18 protein-coding genes are annotated in these 20,946 nt (G+C 69.6%); 14 read left to right on the forward strand and 4 right to left on the reverse strand.

The genetic code is table 11. The features are described 5' to 3' along the window. Window positions 1-47: 47 nt before the first annotated feature. Window positions 48-2,063 (reverse strand): FAD-dependent oxidoreductase, encoded by a 2,016-nt coding sequence (locus ABNQ39_RS34775; protein ID WP_376967114.1) that lies wholly within the window; start codon window positions 2,061-2,063, stop codon window positions 48-50. A 274-nt stretch (window positions 2,064-2,337) separates the two neighbouring features. Between ABNQ39_RS34775 and ABNQ39_RS34780 the strand changes: the two genes are divergently transcribed. From ABNQ39_RS34780 to ABNQ39_RS34815, 8 genes are all read left to right on the forward strand, one after another. After that, a complete protein-coding gene (locus ABNQ39_RS34780; RefSeq protein WP_376967116.1) occupies window positions 2,338-3,021 on the forward strand; it encodes a TetR/AcrR family transcriptional regulator in 684 nt (227 codons plus the stop codon). Window positions 3,022-3,288: 267 nt separating this feature from the next. Further along, window positions 3,289-4,050 carry an ABC transporter ATP-binding protein gene (locus ABNQ39_RS34785; RefSeq protein WP_376967118.1) on the forward strand — a complete coding sequence of 254 codons (762 nt, stop codon included), beginning with the start codon at window positions 3,289-3,291 and terminating at the stop codon, window positions 4,048-4,050. Beyond that, on the forward strand, window positions 4,043-4,765 hold the full coding sequence (locus ABNQ39_RS34790; protein WP_376967120.1) for an ABC transporter ATP-binding protein: 723 nt from the start codon (window positions 4,043-4,045) through the stop codon (window positions 4,763-4,765). Before ABNQ39_RS34785 ends, ABNQ39_RS34790 begins: the two co-directional genes overlap by 8 nt. Before the next feature lie 18 nt (window positions 4,766-4,783). Then, complete coding sequence (locus ABNQ39_RS34795; RefSeq protein ID WP_376966670.1) at window positions 4,784-5,671, forward strand: branched-chain amino acid ABC transporter permease; 888 nt, start codon at window positions 4,784-4,786, stop codon at window positions 5,669-5,671. Between the two features lie 9 nt (window positions 5,672-5,680). Beyond that, window positions 5,681-6,634 carry a branched-chain amino acid ABC transporter permease gene (locus ABNQ39_RS34800; protein WP_428846427.1) on the forward strand — a complete coding sequence of 318 codons (954 nt, stop codon included), beginning with the start codon at window positions 5,681-5,683 and terminating at the stop codon, window positions 6,632-6,634. Window positions 6,635-6,674: 40 nt separating this feature from the next. After that, window positions 6,675-7,451, forward strand: a complete 777-nt coding sequence (locus tag ABNQ39_RS34805) for an SDR family NAD(P)-dependent oxidoreductase (RefSeq protein WP_376966674.1) — start codon at window positions 6,675-6,677, stop codon at window positions 7,449-7,451. Beyond that, window positions 7,448-8,533, forward strand: coding sequence for an NAD(P)H-quinone oxidoreductase (locus ABNQ39_RS34810; protein ID WP_376967122.1), 1,086 nt, complete (start codon window positions 7,448-7,450; stop codon window positions 8,531-8,533). The genes ABNQ39_RS34805 and ABNQ39_RS34810 overlap by 4 nt, the downstream gene beginning before the upstream one ends. Next, window positions 8,530-9,753 (forward strand): ABC transporter substrate-binding protein, encoded by a 1,224-nt coding sequence (locus tag ABNQ39_RS34815; RefSeq protein ID WP_376966676.1) that lies wholly within the window; start codon window positions 8,530-8,532, stop codon window positions 9,751-9,753. Before ABNQ39_RS34810 ends, ABNQ39_RS34815 begins: the two co-directional genes overlap by 4 nt. Window positions 9,754-9,803: 50 nt before the next feature. Here ABNQ39_RS34815 and ABNQ39_RS34820 read toward each other — a convergent pair whose 3' ends face one another. Together ABNQ39_RS34820 and ABNQ39_RS34825 are read right to left on the reverse strand one after the other, a co-directional pair. Then, a complete protein-coding gene (locus ABNQ39_RS34820) occupies window positions 9,804-11,003 on the reverse strand; it encodes an NADH:flavin oxidoreductase/NADH oxidase (protein WP_376966678.1) in 1,200 nt (399 codons plus the stop codon). Between the two features lie 53 nt (window positions 11,004-11,056). Beyond that, the gene (locus tag ABNQ39_RS34825) at window positions 11,057-12,736 is read right to left on the reverse strand and encodes an AMP-binding protein (protein WP_376966680.1); all 1,680 of its coding nucleotides are present in this window, start codon (window positions 12,734-12,736) and stop codon (window positions 11,057-11,059) included. Between the two features lie 460 nt (window positions 12,737-13,196). Here ABNQ39_RS34825 and ABNQ39_RS34830 point away from each other — a divergent pair, with 460 nt between their 5' ends. From ABNQ39_RS34830 to ABNQ39_RS34855, 6 genes are all read left to right on the forward strand, one after another. Beyond that, complete coding sequence (locus tag ABNQ39_RS34830) at window positions 13,197-14,255, forward strand: amidohydrolase family protein (RefSeq protein ID WP_376966682.1); 1,059 nt, start codon at window positions 13,197-13,199, stop codon at window positions 14,253-14,255. Between the two features lie 88 nt (window positions 14,256-14,343). Beyond that, window positions 14,344-15,585, forward strand: a complete 1,242-nt coding sequence (locus ABNQ39_RS34835; protein ID WP_376966684.1) for an ABC transporter substrate-binding protein — start codon at window positions 14,344-14,346, stop codon at window positions 15,583-15,585. Window positions 15,586-15,706: 121 nt separating this feature from the next. After that, window positions 15,707-17,284 (forward strand): AMP-binding protein, encoded by a 1,578-nt coding sequence (locus tag ABNQ39_RS34840; RefSeq protein ID WP_376966686.1) that lies wholly within the window; start codon window positions 15,707-15,709, stop codon window positions 17,282-17,284. A gap of 18 nt (window positions 17,285-17,302) precedes the next feature. Next, window positions 17,303-18,163: a MaoC/PaaZ C-terminal domain-containing protein gene (locus ABNQ39_RS34845; RefSeq protein WP_376966688.1), complete on the forward strand. Its 861-nt coding sequence runs from the start codon at window positions 17,303-17,305 to the stop codon at window positions 18,161-18,163. Further along, window positions 18,160-19,149, forward strand: a complete 990-nt coding sequence (locus ABNQ39_RS34850; protein WP_376966690.1) for an NADPH:quinone oxidoreductase family protein — start codon at window positions 18,160-18,162, stop codon at window positions 19,147-19,149. The genes ABNQ39_RS34845 and ABNQ39_RS34850 overlap by 4 nt, the downstream gene beginning before the upstream one ends. 45 nt (window positions 19,150-19,194) lie before the next feature. Further along, on the forward strand, window positions 19,195-20,415 hold the full coding sequence (locus ABNQ39_RS34855) for a CaiB/BaiF CoA transferase family protein (RefSeq protein ID WP_376966692.1): 1,221 nt from the start codon (window positions 19,195-19,197) through the stop codon (window positions 20,413-20,415). On the opposite strand, the gene def is transcribed toward ABNQ39_RS34855, so the two are convergent. Further along, window positions 20,363-20,899 carry a peptide deformylase gene (gene def, locus ABNQ39_RS34860; RefSeq protein WP_376966694.1) on the reverse strand — a complete coding sequence of 179 codons (537 nt, stop codon included), beginning with the start codon at window positions 20,897-20,899 and terminating at the stop codon, window positions 20,363-20,365. The genes ABNQ39_RS34855 and def overlap by 53 nt on opposite strands. Window positions 20,900-20,946 lie beyond the last annotated feature (47 nt).

Here is a 20,946-nt window from a genome sequence, read left to right on the forward strand (position 1 = left end):
GAGCGTGAATAGCACGGAAAACCAAAAGGTTAGAATCCGGCGGCCGGTCAGCAGGCCAGGGCGGTGACCGGCTCGGCCGCATCCGTGTCCCCGGCAACGGTGCGGGTGGCGAGGCGCACCGCCGCATAGGCGTCGTGGACGGCATCGCCGATGCGGCCGACCTCCCGGCTGTCGCCGATCACATGGGTCGGCACTCCGGCGGCGCCCAGTGCGGCGGCCAGTCCGGTCTCCGGCATCCGGCCCAGCGCCAGCAGGACCTGCGCGGCCGGGCGGCGGTGGTCGGCGCCGTCGCGGTCGCGCAGCACGACCTCCCCGCCGCCGACCGCGGCGAGTTCCATGCCGGTCTCGATGCGGATGCGCGGGTTGCCCTCCAGCCTCGCGATCAGCTGGCGGCGATAGACATATTGCGCGCGGCGCGCCAGCCGCCGTTCCGGCGAGCGGCTGACCAGAAGGACGTCGCGGCCGGATTCCGCGACATACTCCGCGCATTCGCACCCCGTCTCGCCGCTGCCGACGATGACCACCGGCTTCTCCGCCGCCGGACCGGCGGCAAGCGGCTCCTGCCCCGTCAGCAGGTCATGGGCGTAGCCGACCGGGACCGACCCGCTGCCGGCCACCGGGAGCGCACGGTTGGACGCCCCGGTGGCGACGATGGCGAGCGCCGGCCGCAGGGCGAGGATGTCGTCCGGTCCGGCTTCGCAGCCGAGCCGGACCTCCACCCCGGAGGCTTCCAGCCGCCGGACCAGATAGTCGCGGTACCAGAAGAACTTGTCCTTGCCCGGCGGCGTCGCCGAGGCGACCAGCCCGAGACCGAGCCTGTCCGCCTTCTCGAACAGGGTGACGCGGAAGCCGGCATCCTGGAGAAGCAGGGCCGCCGTCATCCCGCCCGGTCCGCCGCCGACGACCGCGGCGGTGCGGCCGGCGCCGCTGCGCAGGATCGCCGGCTCGGTCTCGCGCCCGGTGCGCGGATTCTCGGCGCAGCCCAGCCGCTTGTGGGCGAGAAGCTGGTCGACGCACCAGTTGCAGGAGGTGCAGGGGCGGATGTCCTCCACCGCGCCGCGCCTGGCCTTCTCCGGCCATTGCGGGTCGGCCAGCAGGGCGCGGCCGAGCGCCACGAAATCCGCCGACCCGTCGGCGACGGCGCGCTCCGCCACGTCGGGCTGGCGGATGACGCCGACGGTCAGCACGGGAACGCCGGCGACCTCCCGCAGCCGGCGGGCCAGCGGGATGCGCCATCCCTGGGGGGACGAGACCGGATCGACGTTGCAGTCCATCCGTTCCGCCGTTCCAGTCGACACGTGCAGCGCGTCGGCCCCGGCGGCGACGAGCTCCGGCGCCATCCGCACCGCCTCGTCCAGGGTGGTGCCGCCCTCCACGAACTCCTCGGCGGACAGGCGGAAGATCACCGGCGCCTCGCCGGCCGCCGTCCGGACGGCCGAGACCACCGCCAGCGGGAAGCGCAGCCGTTTCTCCAGTGTTCCGCCATACGCATCCGTCCGCCGGTTGCTGGCGCCCGACAGAAAGCCGCCGATCAGGTAGCCGTGGGCGCCGTGGATCTCGACGGCATCGTAGCCGGCGGCCACGGCGCGGGCAGCGGCACGGCCGAATTTTGCGGTCAGATCCCCGATCTCCGGCACGGCGATCTCACGCGGCTCCTCGCGATAGACGCGGCAGGCGATGGCCGAGGCGGCGACCGGAGCCTGTCCGCCGGTGAAGCGGCGCAGGGTCTGGCGCCCGGCATGGAACAGCTGGAGGCAGGAGCGCGCGCCCGCGGCGGCGATGGCGGCGGTCAGCCGCCGGTGGCCGGCGATGAGGCTGTCATCGTCGATGCCGAGCTGCGGCGACCCGCCCAGCCCGAGCGGACGGTCGACGCAGGCATATTCGACGATCACCATTCCCACCCCGCCGGCGGCGCGGGCGGTGTAGTAGGCGAGCATCTCGTCCGACACCGAGCCGTCCGGGGCCGCCATGTTGGATTCCATCGGCGCCATCACCAGCCGGTTCGGCAGCACGAGTCCGCGCAGGCGGCCGGGGGAAAACAGAGTGGGGAATGCGGGGTCCATCGTGGCGTCCAATCATGTCCATGGCGTTCGGTCGCGGCGTCGGGCCGGGCCGCGGCGCGGATTCGTGGCGCCGGGGGCTGTAGGCCGGAAAGGGAGCGGGGCGGCAAAGGCCAAAGCCCGGACAAATACAATCACACACGACTTTTTTTGTCGTCAACGGTCTTCTGCGAAGTGTGCTAGCATCCCCACGGTTGTGAACGGACGACCTGCCGGGCCTGTTCACCTGATGCCGGCTGGCGCCGGGGACGTCCGGGCAGAAGGGAGACGGTGGGGCATGGCGCGGGTGATCCAGGACGAGACGGTGGAAACCGGCGAGGAAGAGGGGCGCAAGGCCAAGCGCAAGCCCCAGCAGGAGCGGAGCAACGCGACGCGCCGCAAGCTGGTGCGGGCAACCATCGATCTGCTGCGCGAGCGCGGCTATGCCAGCGTCACCACGCCGGACATCGCCGACCGGGCCGGGGTGTCGCGTGGCGCGCTGCAATATCACTTCGCCGGCAAGGAGGAGATCTACTTCGCAGCCATCCAGGAAATCACAGACTGGATGGACAAGGAGATGAATCTGGCGGAATTCGTGGGTCTCCCCATCGCCGAGCGGGTGGAGCGGGTGGTCAACCAGCATTGGGAGGTCTTCGGCAGCGACGATTACGTCGCAGCCCTCGAAATCCGCCTTTACGAACGCTTCAACGACTGGCTGCACCAGAGCATCCGCACCCAGCTGGGCAAGGTGACGGAAGCGCGCGACCTCGAATGGGTGCGGCTGTTCGCCGACTCCCCCGCCGACACGGCGACCGTGGTTCGACTGCGCCGCATGGTGCTGGACACGCTGCGCGGCTTCGCCCTGCGCAAGATCCAGGAGGGGCCGGCCGTGGATTTCGCACCGCAGCTCACCCTCCTGAAGAGATTTCTGGTGAGCGTGCTCCAGCCGCTTCCGCGTACCGTCCAGGACGAGCGCACATAAAAATCATCAGTGAATGATTCTTGTTGCAAGGCTGGTCCGCCTTGCCTATGGTTTGTCTTGCGGACAGTTTGCCGCGTTGCCGATGTTTGAAATGTGCCAGCGCTTCGTCCGGCACTCTGCGCCGTGATGTTCCGGCAGCTCTCCAAGAACTTTCGGGCCAAAGCCTTATCAGGCACCGATGCGTCACCGGCCCCGGAAGGCAGACCGGTTTTGGTCCGCACCCCGGCTCTTCGATTTCAGCCTCATCATCATGGGGAGAACCCCGTCGTGATCGACATCATCCTGGAAGCGCGTGGTCTGACGAAGGAGTTCAAGGGCTTCGTGGCGGTTCGGGATGTGAACCTTCAGGTTCGCCGCGGCACCATCCACGCGCTGATCGGCCCGAACGGCGCCGGCAAGAGCACAGTGTTCAACCTGCTGACCAAGTTCCTCACCCCCACCCGCGGCCAGATCCTCTACAAGGGCCGCGACATCACCCGCACCAAGCCGGCCGACATCGCGCTGATGGGGCTGGTCCGCTCCTTCCAGATCTCCGCCGTCTTCCCGCACCTCAGCGTGCTGGAGAATGTCCGCGTCGCGCTCCAGCGGCCGCTCGGCACCAGCTTCCATTTCTGGAAGTCCGAATCGTCGCTCCACGACCTGCACGACCGGGCTTTGGAGCTGATCGAGGCGGTCAACCTCACCCCCTGGGCCGGCCATCTGGCGGCCGAGCTGCCCTATGGCCGCAAGCGCGCGCTGGAGATCGCCACCACCCTGGCGCTCGACCCGGAGGTGATGCTGCTCGACGAACCGCTGGCCGGCATGGGCCATGAGGACATCGAGGGCACCGCCGCCCTGATCAAGCGCGTCGCCGCCGACCGTACCGTGCTGATGGTGGAGCACAACCTGTCGGTCGTCGCCCACCTGTCGGACACCATCACCGTGCTCCGCCGCGGCGAGATCCTGGCGGAGGGGCCGTACGAGGTCGTCTCGAAGAACCCGCAGGTGATGGAAGCATATATGGGCACGGGGGGGACCGGACATGCCTGACGGGATGAACACCAAGACGGCCATGCTGGAGATCGCCGACCTGCACGGCTTCTACGGCGAGAGCCATGTGCTGCACGGCGTCAGCCTGGAGGTGCGGCAGGGCGAGGTGGTGACGCTGCTGGGCCGCAACGGCGCCGGCAAGACCTCGACCATGCGCGCCATCATGGGCATCATGGGCAAGCGCACCGGCTCGATCCGCTTCCAGGGGCAGCAGTTGATCGGCATGGCGCAGCACAAAATCCCGCGCCTCGGCATCGGCTATGTGCCGGAGGAGCGCGGCATCTTCTCAAGCCTCAGCGTGGACGAGAACCTGACGCTGCCGCCGGTGGTCAGGGAGGGCGGGATGACGGTCCCGCAGATCCATGAGCTGTTCCCCAACCTGAAGGGCCGCGGCTCGACGCAGGGCACGCGGCTGTCGGGCGGCGAGCAGCAGATGCTGGCCATTGCCCGCATCCTGCGCACCGGTGCCACGTTGATCCTGCTGGACGAGCCGACCGAAGGGCTGGCTCCGGTCATCATCGAGCAGATCGGCGTCGCGGTGCGCGCCCTGAAACAGCGCGGCTTCACCATCGTGCTGGTGGAGCAGAATTTCCGCTTCGCCGCCACCATCGCCGACCGCCATTACGTGATGGAGGAAGGCCATGTGGTGGACATGATCCCCAACGACCAGCTCCACGCCAACATGGACAAGCTGCACACCTATCTCGGCGTGTGAGCGGGAGAGGACCGTCCGATGTCGCACCTGTTCGGCATTCCGCCGCAAGCCCTGTTCGGCCAGCTTCTGCTCGGCCTGATCAACGGCTCCTTCTATGCGCTGCTCAGCCTGGGGCTGGCGGTGATCTTCGGGATGCTCAATGTCGTCAACATGGCGCATGGCGCCTTGTACATGGTCGGCGCCTTCGTGGCGTGGCTGCTGCTGACCTACCTCGGCATCGGCTATTGGGGGGCGCTGGTGCTGGCGCCGCTGGCGGTCGGGGCGGTCGGGCTGGTGCTGGAGCGCACCATGCTGCGCCGGCTCTACAAGGTCGACCACCTCTATGGCCTGCTGCTGACCTTCGGGCTGGCGCTGATCTTCGAGGGCGCCTTCCGCCACCAGTATGGCGTGTCGGGGCAGCCTTACCCGATCCCCGACCTGCTGAAGGGCGGCACCAACCTCGGCTTCATGTATCTGCCGACCTACCGCGGCTGGGTGGTGGCGGCGTCGCTGCTGGTGTGCCTGGGCACCTGGTTCGCCATCGAGCGGACCAAGCTGGGCGCCTATCTGCGGGCGGCGACGGAGAACCCGACGCTGGTGCAGGCCTTCGGCATCAACGTTCCGGTGATGGTGTCGCTGACCTACGGTTTCGGCGTGGCGCTGGCCGGTCTGGCAGGCGTGCTGGCGGCGCCGATCTATCAGGTGTCGCCGCTGATGGGGTCGAACCTGATCATCGTGGTGTTCGCGGTGGTGGTGATCGGCGGCATGGGCTCGATCCTCGGCGCCATCGTCACCGGGCTGGGTCTGGGGCTGCTGGAGGGGCTGGCCAAGGTCTTCTACCCGGAGGCCTCCAACATCGTGGTGTTCGTGATCATGGCCGTGGTGCTGATGGTGAAGCCGGCCGGTCTGTTCGGACGGGAGAGATAAGCCATGACCATGCAAACCCAGGCACTGCCGCGGGCGGGTATCGGGACGGCGTCGCGCCGGGCGTTGCTGATCGGCGGCGGCCTGCTGCTGGCCCTGGCGGCACCCTTCCTGCTGTATCCCGTGTTTCTCATGAAGGTGCTGTGCTTCGCGCTGTTCGCCTGCGCCTTCAACCTGCTGATCGGCTTCGCCGGGCTGATGAGCTTCGGCCATGCCGCCTTCTTCGGCTCGGCGGCCTATGTCACGGCGCATGCCGCCAAGGTCTGGGCGTTGCCGCCGGAACTGGCGATGCTGGCGGGCGTGCTCGTCGCGGCCGGTCTGGGTCTGGTCTTCGGCCTGATCGCCATCCGCCGCCAGGGCATCTATTTCGCCATGATCACGCTGGCGCTGAGCCAGATGGTGTTCTTCCTGGCGTTGCAACTGCCCTTCACCCATGGCGAGGACGGCATCCAGGGCGTGCCGCGCGGCACCCTGTTCGGACTGTTCGACCTCAACCAGCCGCTGACCATGTACTACACCGTGCTGGCGATCTTCGTCGCCGGCTTCGCCCTGATCTGGCGCACCGTGCACTCGCCCTTCGGCCAGGTGCTGAAGGCGATCCGCGAGAACGAGCCGCGCGCGGTGTCGCTCGGCTACCGCACCGACCGCTACAAGCTGGTGGCCTTCGTGCTGTCGGCCTCGCTGGCAGGGCTTGCCGGCGGGACCAAGGCTTTGGTGTTCCAGCTCGCCAGCCTGACCGACGTGACGTGGCAGATGTCGGGCGCGGTGGTGCTGATGACGCTCTTGGGCGGCATGGGCACTTTGTTCGGTCCGGTGGTGGGGGCCGGGCTGGTGGTGACCTTGGAAAGCTACCTCGCCGCGACCAGCCTGCCGGTGCCGGTGGTGATCGGCTGCATCTTCGTCGTCTGCGTGCTGGTCTTCCGCCGCGGCATCATCGGCGAGCTGCTGGCCCGCCTGCCGAAGTGACGCCGGGCCATCTCAAACCCTCTTCAACGGGATATCGATCATGACGGAATGGGCGGTCGTCACCGGCGGCAACCGGAACATCGGCGCGGGTATCGCCCGCCGGCTGACCGAGGACGGCTTTCAGGTGATCGTGGCGTCGCGCACCCCGCCGGAGCATGATTTCCATGCCGGCCATGTGCCGCTGGACCTTGCCGACCCGGACGCCTCGGCGGCGGCGCTGGCTGAAGCGGTCGGCGACCGGCCGGTGACGCGCTTCGTCCATAACGCGGCCATCGCCCCGCTGGCGCCGGGAGCCGAACTGTCGGTCGCCGAACTTGCGCGGGTCTATGCCGTCAATGTCGGGGCGTTCGTCGCGCTGACGCAGGTGCTGCTGCCGTCGATGCGCCGCCAGGGGGTCGGGCGCATCGTCGCCATCGGCAGCCGTGCCGCGCTGGGCAAGGAGGGGCGCACCGCCTATGCCGCCAGCAAGGCGGCGCTGTCCGGTCTGGTCCGCACCTGGGCGCTGGAACTGGGAAGCGACGGCATCACCGTCAATGTGGTGGCGCCCGGACCGGTGCGGACGTCGCTGTTCGATGCCGCCAATCCGCCCGGCCATCCGATGACCGAGAAGCTGATGCACGGCGTGCCGGTCGGCTTCATCGGCACGCCGGACGACATCGCCCATGCGGTGTCCTTCTTCACCAGCGACGCCGCGCGCTTCGTGACGGGACAGGTGCTGTTCGTCTGCGGCGGCACCTCCATCGCCTTCAAGGAGCCTGACGGCCGCCCGCCGGTGATTCACCGGCACGCCGCGACCTTCCCGGGGACGGGCCGGTGACCGGATTTGCCGGTTTCACTTCTGGCGGTTCCGCGGCCGATCCGCCGGGCGGCCGGATGGCGGCCGTCGAGATCGAACAGCCCGGCGGGCCGGAGGTGCTGCGCCTGACGGAACGGCCGATCCCCGTGCCGGCCGATGGCGAGGTTCTGATCCGGGTGGTCGCCGCCGGACTGAACCGGGGCGACCTGCTGCAAAGGCAGGGGCTCTATCCGCCGCCGCCCGGTGCCTCCGACCTGCCGGGTCTGGAGGTGTCGGGGCTGGTGGCGGCCTGCGGCGGCGGGGTGGAGGGATTTGTGCCGGGCGACCGCGTCTGCGCGCTGGTGGCCGGCGGTGGCTATGCCGGGTTCTGCGCCGCCCCGGCGGCGCAATGCCTTCCGGTTCCCGACGGGCTGGATCTGGCGACGGCTGCGGCGCTGCCCGAGGCGCTCTGCACGGTCTGGACCAATCTGGTCGAGCGGGGAGCCCTGCGCTCCGGCGACGGCGTGCTGATCCATGGCGGGGCCAGCGGGATCGGCAGCATCGCCATCCAGGCCGCCCGCCTGCTGGGCGCCGCCTCGGTGTTCGCCACCGCCGGCAGCCCCGACAAGCTCGCCCTGTGCAGCGAACTCGGCGCCGACCGCGCCATCGACCACCGCAACGAGGATTTCGTCCGCGCCGTCAAGGACGCCACCGGCGGACGCGGGGTGGACGTGATCCTCGACATGGTCGGCGGCGACTATCTGGAGCGCAACATCGAGGCGCTGGCCGTCGGCGGACGCCTCGTCCACATCTCCTTCATCGCCGGGTCGCGCATCTGCGCGGATTTGCGTCCGGTGATGACCAAGCGGCTGACCATCACCGGTTCGACCCTGCGCGGACGCAGCACCGCCGACAAGGCGGCCATCGTCGCCGGGGTCAGGGCCGCGCTGTGGCCGCATGTCGCCGACGGCGGCCTGCGTGCCGTGCTCGACCGCGGCTTCGCGCTGTCGGCCGCCGCCGACGCCCACCGCTACATGCATGAGGGCCGCCACCGGGGCAAGATCCTGCTTCACACCGGCTGGCACCCGTCCGGAAACGATCCAGGGGAGGAAACAGGGACATGACCAAGCGAGCGTTGTTCGCCAAGGCTACCGCCGTTACCGCCACCGCCACTGTCTGCGGCCTGCTGGCGGTTGGGAGCGGAAGCGCCGAGGCGGCCGAGGATGCGGTCGTCATCGGCCTGCTCGACGATCTGTCGGGTCCGACCGCCGACCTGTCGGGCAAGGGCAAGGTGGTCGCCGCCCAGATGGCCATCGACGATTTCGGCGGCAGCGTGCTCGGCAAGCCGGTCAGGCTGCTCGCCTCCGACCACCAGAACAAGCCGGAGATCGCCAGCACCCAGGCGCGCGAATGGTACGACCGCGGCGGGGTGGACATGATCACCGGGATGTCCAATTCCGCCGTCGCGCTGGCGGTTCGCGCCATCGCCCGCGAGCGCGGCAAGGTCGACGTCATCGCCGGCGGCACGGCGGATTCGCTGGTCGGCGCCGACTGTTCGCCGACCGGCATCCTGTGGACGGCGACCGCGCATGCCATCGCCGGCACCACGGCGTCCGTGGTGTCGGAAACCGAGAAATCCTGGTTCATGCTGACCGTCGACTATTCGGGCGGCAAGTCGCTGGAGGCGGCGGCGGTCGAGGTGCTGAAGGCCAAGGGGGCCACAATCGCCGGCGTCGCCCGCCATCCCTTCAACACCGCCGATTTCTCGTCCTTCCTGCTCCAGGCGCAAAGCTCCGGCGCCAAGGTGCTGGCGCTGTCGAACACCGGCGCCGACACGCTGACCGCGCTGAAGCAGGCCAACGAGTTCGGCATCCGCGAAAGCGGCATGAAGATCGTCGGGCTCTATTTCGACACCACCCAGATCAAGGCGCTGGAGGATGCGGCGGTCAAGGGACTGGTCTACACCTCCAGCTTCTACTGGAACCGCGACGCCCAGGCGACGGCCTGGGCCAAGCGCTTCATGGACCAGCGCGGCGTCCTGCCGTCGCAGAGCCAGGCGGCGACCTATTCCAGCGTGCTGCATTACCTGAAGGCGGTGAAGGCGGCGGGGACCACCGGCTCGGCGAAGGTCATCGCCGAGATGCAGAAGATCCCCGTCGAGGATCCGGTTACCGGCAAGGGTTGGATCCGCGCCGACGGCCGGGTCATGTACGACATGTATGTGATGAGGGCGAAGGCGCGCGACGCCATGACGGGTCCGCTCGACGTCGTCGATCTGGTGAAGATCGTGCCGGCGGAGGAGGCCTTCGGGCCGATCAGCCCGGACTGCCACGTGAAGAGCTGAACGAAGCCGGGCCTCCTTCCGGTTCTGCGGGAAGGAGGCCCGATCCTCGATCAGGACAATGGAGGATCGGGCAATGGGGTATCGGCGGCCCCGGCGCCCATCCCCGGCCCCCAGGTGGAGAGCGAGCCGGTGAAGCCGGACACCGACCGGCGGTGCAGGAAATGGCTGTGCTGCACCGGAGCCAGCGTAAAGGCGGGGTCGACCCCAAGCTTCTGCGCGGCGTCGAGCGGCCAGTTCGGGTTGTAGAGCAGCTCGCGGGCGACGGCGACCAGATCGGCGCAGCCGTCGCGGACGATGGCCTCGGCCTGATCGGCATGGATGATCAGGCCGACCGCCATGGTCGGCAGTCCGGCCTCGCGGCGCACCCGCTCGGCGAAGCCGACCTGATAGCCGTAGGCGAGCGAAATCCGCGTCTCGATGGGCGAGGCGCCGGAGATGCCACCCGACGAGCAGTCGAAGGCATCCACCCCCAGCGGCTTCAGGATGCGGGCGAGCGCCACGCTGTCCTCGACCTCCCAGCCGCCGTCATCCTCGGTGGAGACGCGCAGGACCAGCGGCTTGTGCTCCGGCCAGGAGGAGCGAACCCGCTGCACCACCTCGACCGCGAAGCGGATCCGGTTTTCGAAGGAGCCGCCGTAGCCGTCCGTCCGCCGGTTGGAGGCGGGCGACAGGAACTCGTGGATCAGATAGCCGTGCGCGGCATGCAGTTCCATCACCTCATAGCCGGCGCGGTCGGCCCGTGCCGCGGCGGCGCCCCACGCCTCGACGCAGTCGTCGATGTCCCGGCGCGTCATCTCGCGCGGCATCGGATAACCCTCGTCCTGCGGAATGGCGCTGGGCGCCACCACGTCCCAATCGTCCCAGTCGGCGATCTGCGGGTCGCGCGGCAGGGCGCCGCGCCCGTCCCAGGGAAAGCGCTGGCGCGCCTTGCGGCCGGCATGCATGAGCTGGATGCCGGGAACGGCGCCGCAGGATTTGACGAAGCCGACGATGCGCCGCAGCGGCTCGACGAAGCGGTCGTCCCACAGGCCGAGATCGCCGACGGTGCCGCAGCCGCGCCGCTCCACCGTGGTCCCCTCCTGAAAGACCAGCCCGGCCCCGCCGGCGGCGAAGCGGCCGAGATTCATCAGGTGCCAGTCGGTGGGAAAGCCGTCCACCCCGCAATACTGCCACATCGGGGCGACCACGATCCGGTTCTTCAGCGTGACGCCGCGCATGGTGTACGGCGTGAACAGCGCGCTCTGGCCCAAGGCCTTCTCCTCCCGATTGTGGGTGTTTCGTCCGGTGGCGGGGCGTGGGCGGTTCACGCTGTGGCGGTTTCGCCGGATGGGGTCATCCAGGCCGTCGCCATGTCGCGCAGGACGTTCTTCTTGACCTTGGCGCCGTTCGGCCCGTCGGTGACCGGCATGGCCTCTATCGCGAAGATGCGCGCCGGCACCTTGTAGACGGCGAGTTGAGCCCGGCAGGCGGCCAGCGCTGCCGCCTCGTCGAGCGCCGTGCCCGGCTCCATGACGACGAAGGCGATGGGACGGACGCCGGCCGGGCAGCTGGCGGCGACGGTCTGGCAGACGGTGACGCCGGGCAGCGCCAGGATGACCTCTTCGATCTCGGTCGGGCTGACCAGATAGCCTGCGATGCGCAGCACGTCCTTGATGCGCGAGACGAAGATCATCCCGCCATCGGCCAGCCGGTACCCGTAGTCGCCGGTCCGCAGATAGCCGTCCTCTGTAAAGACCGCGGCCGTCGCCTGCGGGTTGTCGAGATAGCCGATCATGGCGTTGGGGGTCCGCACCTCCACCTCGCCGATCTCGCCGTCCGGCAGCAGGGCGCCGCTGTCCGGGTCGCGCACCCGCAGGTCGGCGGTGGGGCAGACCGGCCGGCCGCCGCCCTGGGCGCGGCGCTCCAGGGGGGCGTCGGCGGGCTGGGCGGCGAACATGGCCAGCGTCTCCGTCATGCCGAAGAAGCCGCGCAGCAGCACGCCGTGCGCCTCCGACTTGGGCGGCAGGATGGCGGTCAGGGCCGGCGTGAAATTGGCATGGCCGAACATGCGCAGATCCGGGAAGGGCTTGCCCTCCGGCACCACCGACAGGATCTTGTCGAGCATGTCGTCGGTGCCGAGCATGTGGGTGATGCCATGTTCCACCAGCAGGCGGGCGGCATCCTCCGGCACGAAGGCTTCCATCAGGACCAGCGGGCGCTGCGCCCGGATGGTGGTGATCGCCAGCGTGTATCCGAAGGCGCCGCACATCGGGATTCCGAGCAGCAGGCTGGTCCCCGGCCCGGTCAGCCCGACCGCAGCGGCGGCGTCCCCGGCATGGCGGGTGTTGCGTTCCTGCGTGTGCTGAACCAGCTTGGGCGCGCTGGTGGTGCCGGAGGTGGCGAGGATCAGACTGACATCCTCCGGCCGACCGTCGGCGACCTCCGGCAAGGGGAGCGGCGATTCCGCGATCAGGTCGGCGAACCGGGTCTGGCGCACGCCGTCGAGCGGCGCCGCCTCGGCCTCGCCCAGCGTCACCACCAGATCAAGGGCCGCGCGCTCGGCGGGATCGACGGCGCGCAGAACGTCGGCGCAGGCGCCGTTGCGGTAGCCGGGGGCGAGCACCACCGCCCGGCAGCGGGCGCGCGACAGCAGGAAGGCGACCTCATGGGCGCCCAGCCGCACATTCATCGGCACCACGGCGACACCGAGACGCGAACAGGCGAGCGCCGTGGTCAGCCATTCCGGGATGTTGGGCAGCCAGAGCGCCAGCCGGTCGCCGCGCCGCAGGCCGAGATCCTTCAGCCGCGCGGCGAGCCGGGCGGACTCGGCGCGCATCCGGCCGTAGGTGACGGGCCCTTGCTGTCCCACCACCATGGTTGCGTCGTCGGGCGCGCCGTCCAGCATTTCGAAAAGCCGGGACGGCGCGCACGCGCCGCTCCGGGCTGTATCGCTGTCGGGGCTGCCGGCGGGGACGCCGCTGTCGATCATGCCGCTTTCGTTCATCGGAAAGGCTCCAAACGGCGGGGCCGGCCGGCGGCGGGCGGTTGGGGGACATTGAAACCGCGGGGCCGCGACGGACCGGGGGGCTGCCGGCACCGGCCGGAAGCGCCAATGCGCCGGCCGGGGTTGTTGGTCGGTTCAATACAATCACACACGAATTATTTTATCTGTCAATCCGCTTCTCGGCTCCTGGCCCGCCGGCGGCTTGGCGACACACCTCTCAGCCGAAGGGTGGAGAGCGGCGGCGGAGCCGGGCGCACATGAAGCACCGCTAAAAATCAATCCTGCGTGATTTTTTATGTTCCATGTTCGTTAGGCTTATGATTGACTTGTCCAGCAATAAACGGTGTGCGAAGCGCGGACCTCGCCGCGCCGGCTCCGACACCCGCCGGGATGGCGGCGGAAGGATCGGCGGCGCCGGTTCGTTTCCCGGCCGCTCATCCGACGTTCACGAGAGGACCGAATGACCGAGACCAAGAGCGGCACGCAGAGCGCGATCCTGCCTTCGGCGGACCCGAACTGGCTGGCCCTGCGGGAAGAGGCGATCCTGGAGCCGGATCTGCCGATCATCGACCCGCACCACCATCTGTGGGACTCTCCGCGGTCGCCGCGCTACCTCGCCGAGGAATTGCAGCGCGACGCGCAGGCGGGCCACAACGTCGTCGCCACCGTCTTCGCCGACTGCACCGAGGGGTACCGCACCGACGGGCCGGAGAACATGCGGCCGGTCGGCGAGACCGAATTCGTCACCGCCATCGCCGACCGGTGCGAGGCGGGGGTCTACCGGCCGGCCGGCCTGTGCGCCGGCATCATCAGCTATGCCGACCTGCGCGAGGGCGAGGGTGTGCGCGCCGTGCTGGAGGCCCACATCGCCGCCGGCAAGGGGCGCTTCAAGGGCATCCGCCAATCGACCTCCTGGGACCCGAACCCGGAAATCCGCACCACCATGCGCACCCCGCCGGAAGGGCTGCTGCGCGACGGGCAGCTCCGCCGCGGCTTCGCCTGTCTGGCGCCGCTGGGCCTGACCTTCGATGCCTGGGTCTACCATCACCAGCTTTCCGATGTCGCCGATCTGGCGGCGGCCTTCCCGGAAACGTCCATCGTCCTCGACCATGTCGGCGGCCCGGTCGGCATCGGTCCCTACGCCGGCCGGCGCGACGAGGTCTTCGCGCAATGGAAGGCCGGCATCCTGGAGGTGGCGCGCCGTCCCAACGTGACCGTCAAGCTGGGCGGGCTGGCGATGCGGCTGGGCGGTTTCGGCTTCCACGAACGGCCGGTGCCGCCGTCCTCCGAGGATCTGGCCGCGGCATGGCGTCCCTACATCGAGACCTGCATCGAGGCCTTCGGTCCCGACCGCGCGATGTTCGAAAGCAACTTCCCGGTGGACCAGCTGTCGTGCAGCTACGCGGTCCTCTGGAACGGCTTCAAGCGGCTCGCCGCCGGGGCGTCGGCCGACGAGAAGGCGGCACTGTTCAGCCGCACCGCGGCCAGGGTCTACAGCATCGAGCATGTTCTGCGCTGAGCCGCGCCGGCCGGCGGGCATGGACCGGCGAGAAAAGCCGGCAGCCAGAATCCAAAAGCGAAAAATCCGAATTCCGGGGAGGAAAGCCATGTTGTTCGCCAAGTCGCTTCGTGGTGCCGTGTCCTGTCTGGCCATCGCCGCCGCCCTGTCGGCGGTGACGGCCGCCGCGCCCACCGCCGCCGGGGCCGAGACCCCGGTCAAGGAGGTGAAGATCGGCGTGCTCACCGACATGAGCAGCATCTATTCCGATCTGGTCGGACCCGGCTCGGTGCTGGCGGCGCAGATGGCAATCGACGACTTCACCGCGGCGGAGAAGCCGGGCTTCAAGATCTCGCTGGTGTCCGCCGACCACACCAGCAAGGCCGACGTCGCCTCCAGCATCGCCCGGAAGTGGATCGACGAGCAGGGCGTCAACGTGCTGACCGACGTGGCCGGCGCCTCGGTCACGCTGGCGGTGTCGAACATCGGCGCCGAGAAGAACACGCTGGTGCTCGCCACCGCCTCCGGCCAGAACAGCCTGTCCGGCGAGGACTGCAAGCCGACCACCCTGCACTGGAGCTACAACACCCGCGCGGTCGCCGCCACGACGGCGAAGGCGGTCACCATGGACGGCGCCAAGACCTGGTATTTCGTCACCGCCGATTATGCCGGCGGCCGTTCGCTGGAGGAGGATGCGACCAAGGGCGTGCTGGCGGCCGGCGGCACGGTGCTGGGCTCGGTCAAGCATCCCTTCAACAACAACGACTTCTCCTCGCAGATCCTGATGGGGCAAAGCTCGGGCGCCAAGGCCATCGGCTTCGGCAACTCCGGTCCCGACACCATCAACGCGGTGAAGCAGGCCAACGAGTACGGCCTGAACGGCAGCGTCGCCCTGACGCCGCTCCTGCCGATGATCACCGACATCGACGCCATGGGGTTGCCGATGGCCAAGGGGATGTACGTCACCGAATCCTTCTATTGGGACCTGAACGACCAGACGCGGGCATGGTCGAAGCGCTTCTTCGACAAGCGCGGCAAGATGCCGACCATGGTGCAGGCCGGCCTCTATTCGGCGGTGAACCATTACCTCAAGGCCGTCAAGGCGGCGAACAGCACCGACACCGCTCCGGTCCTGAAGGCGATGAAGGAGACGACGATCAGCGATGCGGTGACCAAGCCGTCGCATCTGCGCGCCGACAACATCGTGCTGCGCGACATGTACCTGTTCAAGGTCAAGGCGCCGTCGGAGAGCAAGCAGCCCTGGGACTATTACACCCTGCTGAAGACCATCCCCGGCGAGGAGGCTTTCGCGCCGCTGTCGGAGAGCAAGTGCCCGCTGGTGAAGAAGTGAGCGCATGACGGCTCTCGCCCCCTCCCTCACCCTTCTCCCAACGGGGGAGGGGGCCTTTTACCGCAATTCGCCGGGCCGGTTTCGGCTTTCACGCCATCATTGCCCGTGAGGGGACCGTTCGATGCCATCCCTGCACACCGGCGGCACGGCGGGGCGCCTGATCGCCGACGCCGTCGCCCGCTTCGCCGACCGCCCGGCGCTGGCCGACCGCCGGACGCGCTGGACCTATGCCGAGCTTGGCGGCTGGATCGGCCGCTTCGTCACCTGTTTCCGCTCCCTCGGTCTCGGCAAGGGCGACGGCGTCGCCATCCTGACCGGCAACCGGGTGGAGCCCTGGGCCGCCATCTGCGCCGCCAACATCCTCGGCATCCGCTACACGCCGCTGCATCCGCTGTCCGGCGAGGACGACCACGCTTTCATCCTGGCCGACTGCGAGGCGCGCGCCCTGATCGTCGATGCCGAACGGTTCGGGCCGCGCGCGCTGGCGCTGCGCGCGCGGGTGCCGGCGCTGGACCATCTGCTGTCCCTCGGTCCATTGGGCGGACCGGACGGCGGCGTCCGGGATCTTCTGGAGGAACTGCCGCGGCTGGAGCCGGCACCGCTCGACCCGCAGGTGGAGGCGGAGGACATCTCGCTGCTCTGCTACACCGGCGGCACGACCGGCCGGTCCAAGGGCATCATGCTGCCGCACCGGACCATCGCCGCCATGGCCTCCACCATCGCCGCCGAATGGGAATGGCCGGCCGAGCTGCGCTATGCCGCGGTCACGCCGATCAGCCATGCCGGCGGCATCATGCTGTACCCGATCATGCTGATGGGCGGCTCGGCCCGGCTGCTGCCCGGCTTCGACGGCCCGGAGTTCTGCCGCACGGTGGAGGAGGAGCGCATCACCGCCGCCTTTCTGGTGCCGACCATCGTCAACACGCTGGTGGAGGATCCGGCCCTGCTGGCCCGGCACGACCTGTCGTCGCTCGGTCTGATCGTCTACGGGGCGGCCCCGATGGCGCCGGACCTGCTGCGCCGGGCCATCGACGCCTTCGGCCCCGTCTTCCTCCAGCTCTACGGCCAGTCGGAGGCGCCGCAATGCGTCACCACGCTGCGCCGGGTCGACCATGACCTGCGCAGGCCGGAGCGGCTCGGCTCCTGCGGGCGGCCGACCGCGCTGTGCGACGTGAAGCTGTTCGACGCCGACATGCGCGAGGTCGCGGTCGGCGAGCCGGGCGAGCTGTGCGTGCGCGGACCGCTGGTGATGGCCGGCTACTGGCGTCAGCCGGACCTGACGGAGCAGGCCTTCCACGGCGGCTGGCTGCACACCGGCGACGTCGCCCGGCGCGATGCCGAGGGGTTTCTGCACATCGTGGACCGCACCAAGGACATGATCATCTCCGGCGGCTTCAACATCTATCCGCGCGAGGTCGAGGATGCGCTGATGGCGCATCCGGCGGTGTCGCTGGCCGGGGTGATCGGCATCCCGGACAGCAAATGGGGCGAGGCGGTGAAGGGATTCGTCACCCTGCGCCCCGGCGCCGCGGTGGAACCGGCGGACCTCCAGGCGCATGTGAAGGCAGTGCGCGGCGCGCCCTGGTCGCCGAAATCCATCGACATCGTCGCCGACATGCCGCTGACCGGCCTCGGCAAGGTGGACCGCAAGGCGTTGCGCGAACCCTACTGGCGCGGCAGAACGCGCGGGGTGAACTGAAGCGGAAGGGAGCGGACCATGCTGGATCATGCGGCGATCATGGCGCTGAGGACCCAGGATCCGGTGTCCTGGACCGAGCGCGACGTGATGCTTTACGCGCTGGGGGTCGGGGCGGGGGCCAGTTCCATGGACGAGAAGGAATTGCCCTTCGTCTACGAACGCGGCCTGAAGGTGCTGCCGACCTTCCCCATTGTCCCGACCTTCGCCGGGGGGCCGCTGTTCCAGATCGGGCTCGACACCCGCTACCTCCTGCATGGCGAGCAGTCCATCACCCTGCACGGGCCGATTCCGCCGAGCGGCAGGGGCATCGTCGAGGGCCGCATGGTCGGCGCCTGGGACAAGGGGGCAGGGAAGGGCGCGGTCTTCGCCCAGGAGAAGATCCTGCGCCTCGACGGCGACCCCGAGCCGCTGGCGACCGTCGTCACCACCGCCTTCGGCCGGGCGGAAGGCGGCTTCGGCGGGCCGGCCGACGGACAGCCGGCGCCGCATCCGGTGCCCGGCCGTGCACCCGACCTGTCGCTGGACATGCCGACCACGCCGTCGCAGGCGCTGCTCTACCGGCTGTCCGGCGACCTCAACCCGCTGCACGCCGACCCGGAAGCGGCGCGCACCGCCGGCTTTCCACGCCCGATCCTGCACGGGCTCTGCACCTATGCGATCACCGCCCGCGCCGTGCTGGCGGCCTGCTGCGATTTCCAGCCGGAGCGCATGCTGCACCATCAGGCGCGCTTCTCGGCCCCGGTCTTTCCGGGGGAGACGATCACCGTCGATCTGTGGGTGGACGGCGACGCCGTGTCCTTCCAGGCGCGGGTCAAGGCGCACGAAATCGTCGTGGTCAAGAATGGCCTGAGCCGGCTGCGCGGGGGGGCCATCCGATGAAGGCGTTGCAGTGCCTGTCCTACGGCGATCCGCCCGAATTGCGCATCGCCGAGACCGCCGGACCGGAGCCCGGCCCCGGCGAGGCGCTGATCGCGGTCGAGGCGGTCGGCATCGGCGGCTTCGACGCGGTCCTGCTGGGCGGACGCTACCAGGAGCGCCCGGCCCCCCCCTTCGTTCCGGGCCGCGAACTGGCCGGGCGGGTGCTGGCGGTGGGGGAGGGCGGCGATCCGGCGCTGGTCGGCCTCCGGGTCGCCGCCATCGCCTTCACCGGTGCGCTGGCCGAACGCGCGGTGGCCCGCTGCGACCATTGCATGGCGACGCCGCCGGACATGGACGCCGCCACCGCCGCCTCGGTCCTCAGCGCTTACGCGACCAGCCTCTATGCGCTGGAGACCTGCGGGCGGATGCGCGCCGGCGAGACGGTGCTGGTGCTCGGCGGTGCCGGGACGGTGGGAGCGGCTGCCATCGACATCGCGCGCGGGCTTGGCGGCCGGGTGGTCGCGGCGGCCTCCTCGGCGGAGAAGCTGGCCTTCTGCCGGGCGCGCGGCGCCGATCTGGCGGTCGATTACGGCGCCGCGGACTGGCGCCGCGCGATGACGGAAACGCTGGGCGGCGGGGTCGATCTGGTGCTGGACCCGGTGGGCGGCGCCCTGTCCGAACCGGCCTTCCGCAGCCTCGCCCCCGGCGGGCGCCATCTGGTCGTCGGCTTCGCCGCCGGTGAGATCCCGCGCCTTCCGCTCAACCTGCCGCTCCTGAAGCGGGCGAGCGTCGTCGGGGTGGATTGGGGCGGCTTCATGCAGCAGGAGCCGGCGGCCAACCGGGCGCTGCTGGCGCGCCTGCGCACGCTGTTCGAGGCCGGTATTCTCCGGCCGGAACGACCCATCGTTCATCCGCTGTCCGCGCTGGTCGGGCTGCTGGACGATTTCCGGAACCGGCGCAGCGTCGGCAAGCCGGTGATCCGGCTCGATTTCGACACCGTGCGCTGACCGGGACGCCGCACGCCCTGAAAAACGGCGCGCGGGCTGCGGCGAATGAGCAGAAACCTTGTGGAGCGGGATGCGATGGAGAATGGGAAGCCGACGGGGCCGCTGGCGGGCCTGCGCGTCATCGAGATCGCCGGTATCGGGCCCGGCCCGTTCTGCGCCATGATGCTGTCCGACATGGGGGCGGAGGTGATCCGCATCGACCGCGCCTCGGCGCCCGACCAGGGCATCGACATTCCGGTCCCCAGCAACGTCACCAACCGCGGCCGGCGCTCGGTCGTGCTCGATCTCAAAAGTCCGGAAGGGGCGGCGGCGCTGAAGCGGCTGGCGGTCCGGGCCGACGCCCTGATCGAAGGCTTCCGGCCCGGCGTGATGGAGCGGCTCGGCCTCGGTCCCGACGAGCTGCTGGCTGTCAACCCGCTGCTGGTCTATGGCCGGATCACCGGCTGGGGTCAGGAGGGGCCGCTGGCGAAGGCCGCCGGGCACGACCTGAACTACATCGCGCTCAGCGGCATGCTGCACGCCATCGGCCCGGCCGACCGGCCGCTGCCGCCGCTGAACCTGATCGGCGATTATGGCGGCGGTGCCATGTATCTGGCGTTCGGCATCGTCTGCGCCCTGCTCGAACGCCAACGGTCGGGGCGCGGGCAGGTGGTCGACGCGGCGATGGTCGACGGGGCGGCCTCGCTGGGCGCTGCGCTCTACGGGCTGCTGGATGCCGGGCTGTGGCGGGACCGCCGGGCGGGGAACCTGCTCGACGGCGGCGTTCCCTGGTACGACAGCTACGAGACCAGCGACGGCAGGCATGTCGCCATCGGCCCGCTGGAGCCGCGCTTCTACGAGAGACTGCTGGAACTCCTCGGGCTGACCGACGCGGCCTTGCGCGACCGCAGCGAAGCCAATTGGCCCTGTCTGCGCAAGGCCTTCGCCGAGGCCTTCCGGACGCGGACGCGCGACGAGTGGTGCGCTCTGCTGGAGGGGACCGACGTCTGCTTCGCCCCCGTCCTGTCGATGGCGGAGGCGCCGCACCACCCGCACATGGCTGCGCGTGGAAGTTTCGTCCAACTGGACGGCGTGGTTCAGCCGGCGCCGGCCCCGCGCTTCAGCCGCAGCCGGCCGGCGGTCCAGGGGCCGCCGCCGGAGCCGGGAGAGCACACGCGGAGCGTCCTGGAGGAGTGGGGGTTTTCGGCGGAGGACATCTCCCGCCTGGATCGGGTCAGTGCGCTTCCAGATCGGCCAGTCCGGACTCCGGGAACAGGACGTCGATGAAGCCGAACTTGGTCATGTCCACGATCCGCTGGGGATAGAGGAAGCCGTCGAGGTGGTCGAACTCGTGCTGGAAGACCCGCGCGTGGAAGCCTTTCGCTTCGCGGACGAGCGTCGTGCCGTCCTCCAGGGTGCCGCCATAACGGATGTGCGTGCAGCGCGGAACCATCCCGCGCAGACCCGGAACCGACAGGCAGCCCTCCCAGGATTCCTCCACCTCTTCGGTGAGTTTTTCGAACCAGGGATTGATCAGCGTGGTGACGGGGACGGGAGGCACGTCCGGGTAGCGCGGATTGGCGTCGAAGCCGAAGACGATCACCCGCAGGTCGACGCCGATCTGCGGAGCGGCCAGCCCGGCGCCGCTGGCGGCATGCATGGTTTCGAACATCTCGGCGATCAGCGACGTCACCGCCGGGTCGTGGATATCCTCGACCGGCCTCGCCACCCGCTGCAAGCGGGGATCGCCCATCTTCAAGATTTCGCGCATGATGTGTCCGTCACTCCGCTCGATAGCCGCTCCATTGAGTCATCGGG

This window comes from Azospirillum sp. A26 (assembly GCF_042604635.1).
Classification (GTDB): Bacteria; Pseudomonadota; Alphaproteobacteria; order Azospirillales; family Azospirillaceae; genus Azospirillum; species Azospirillum palustre.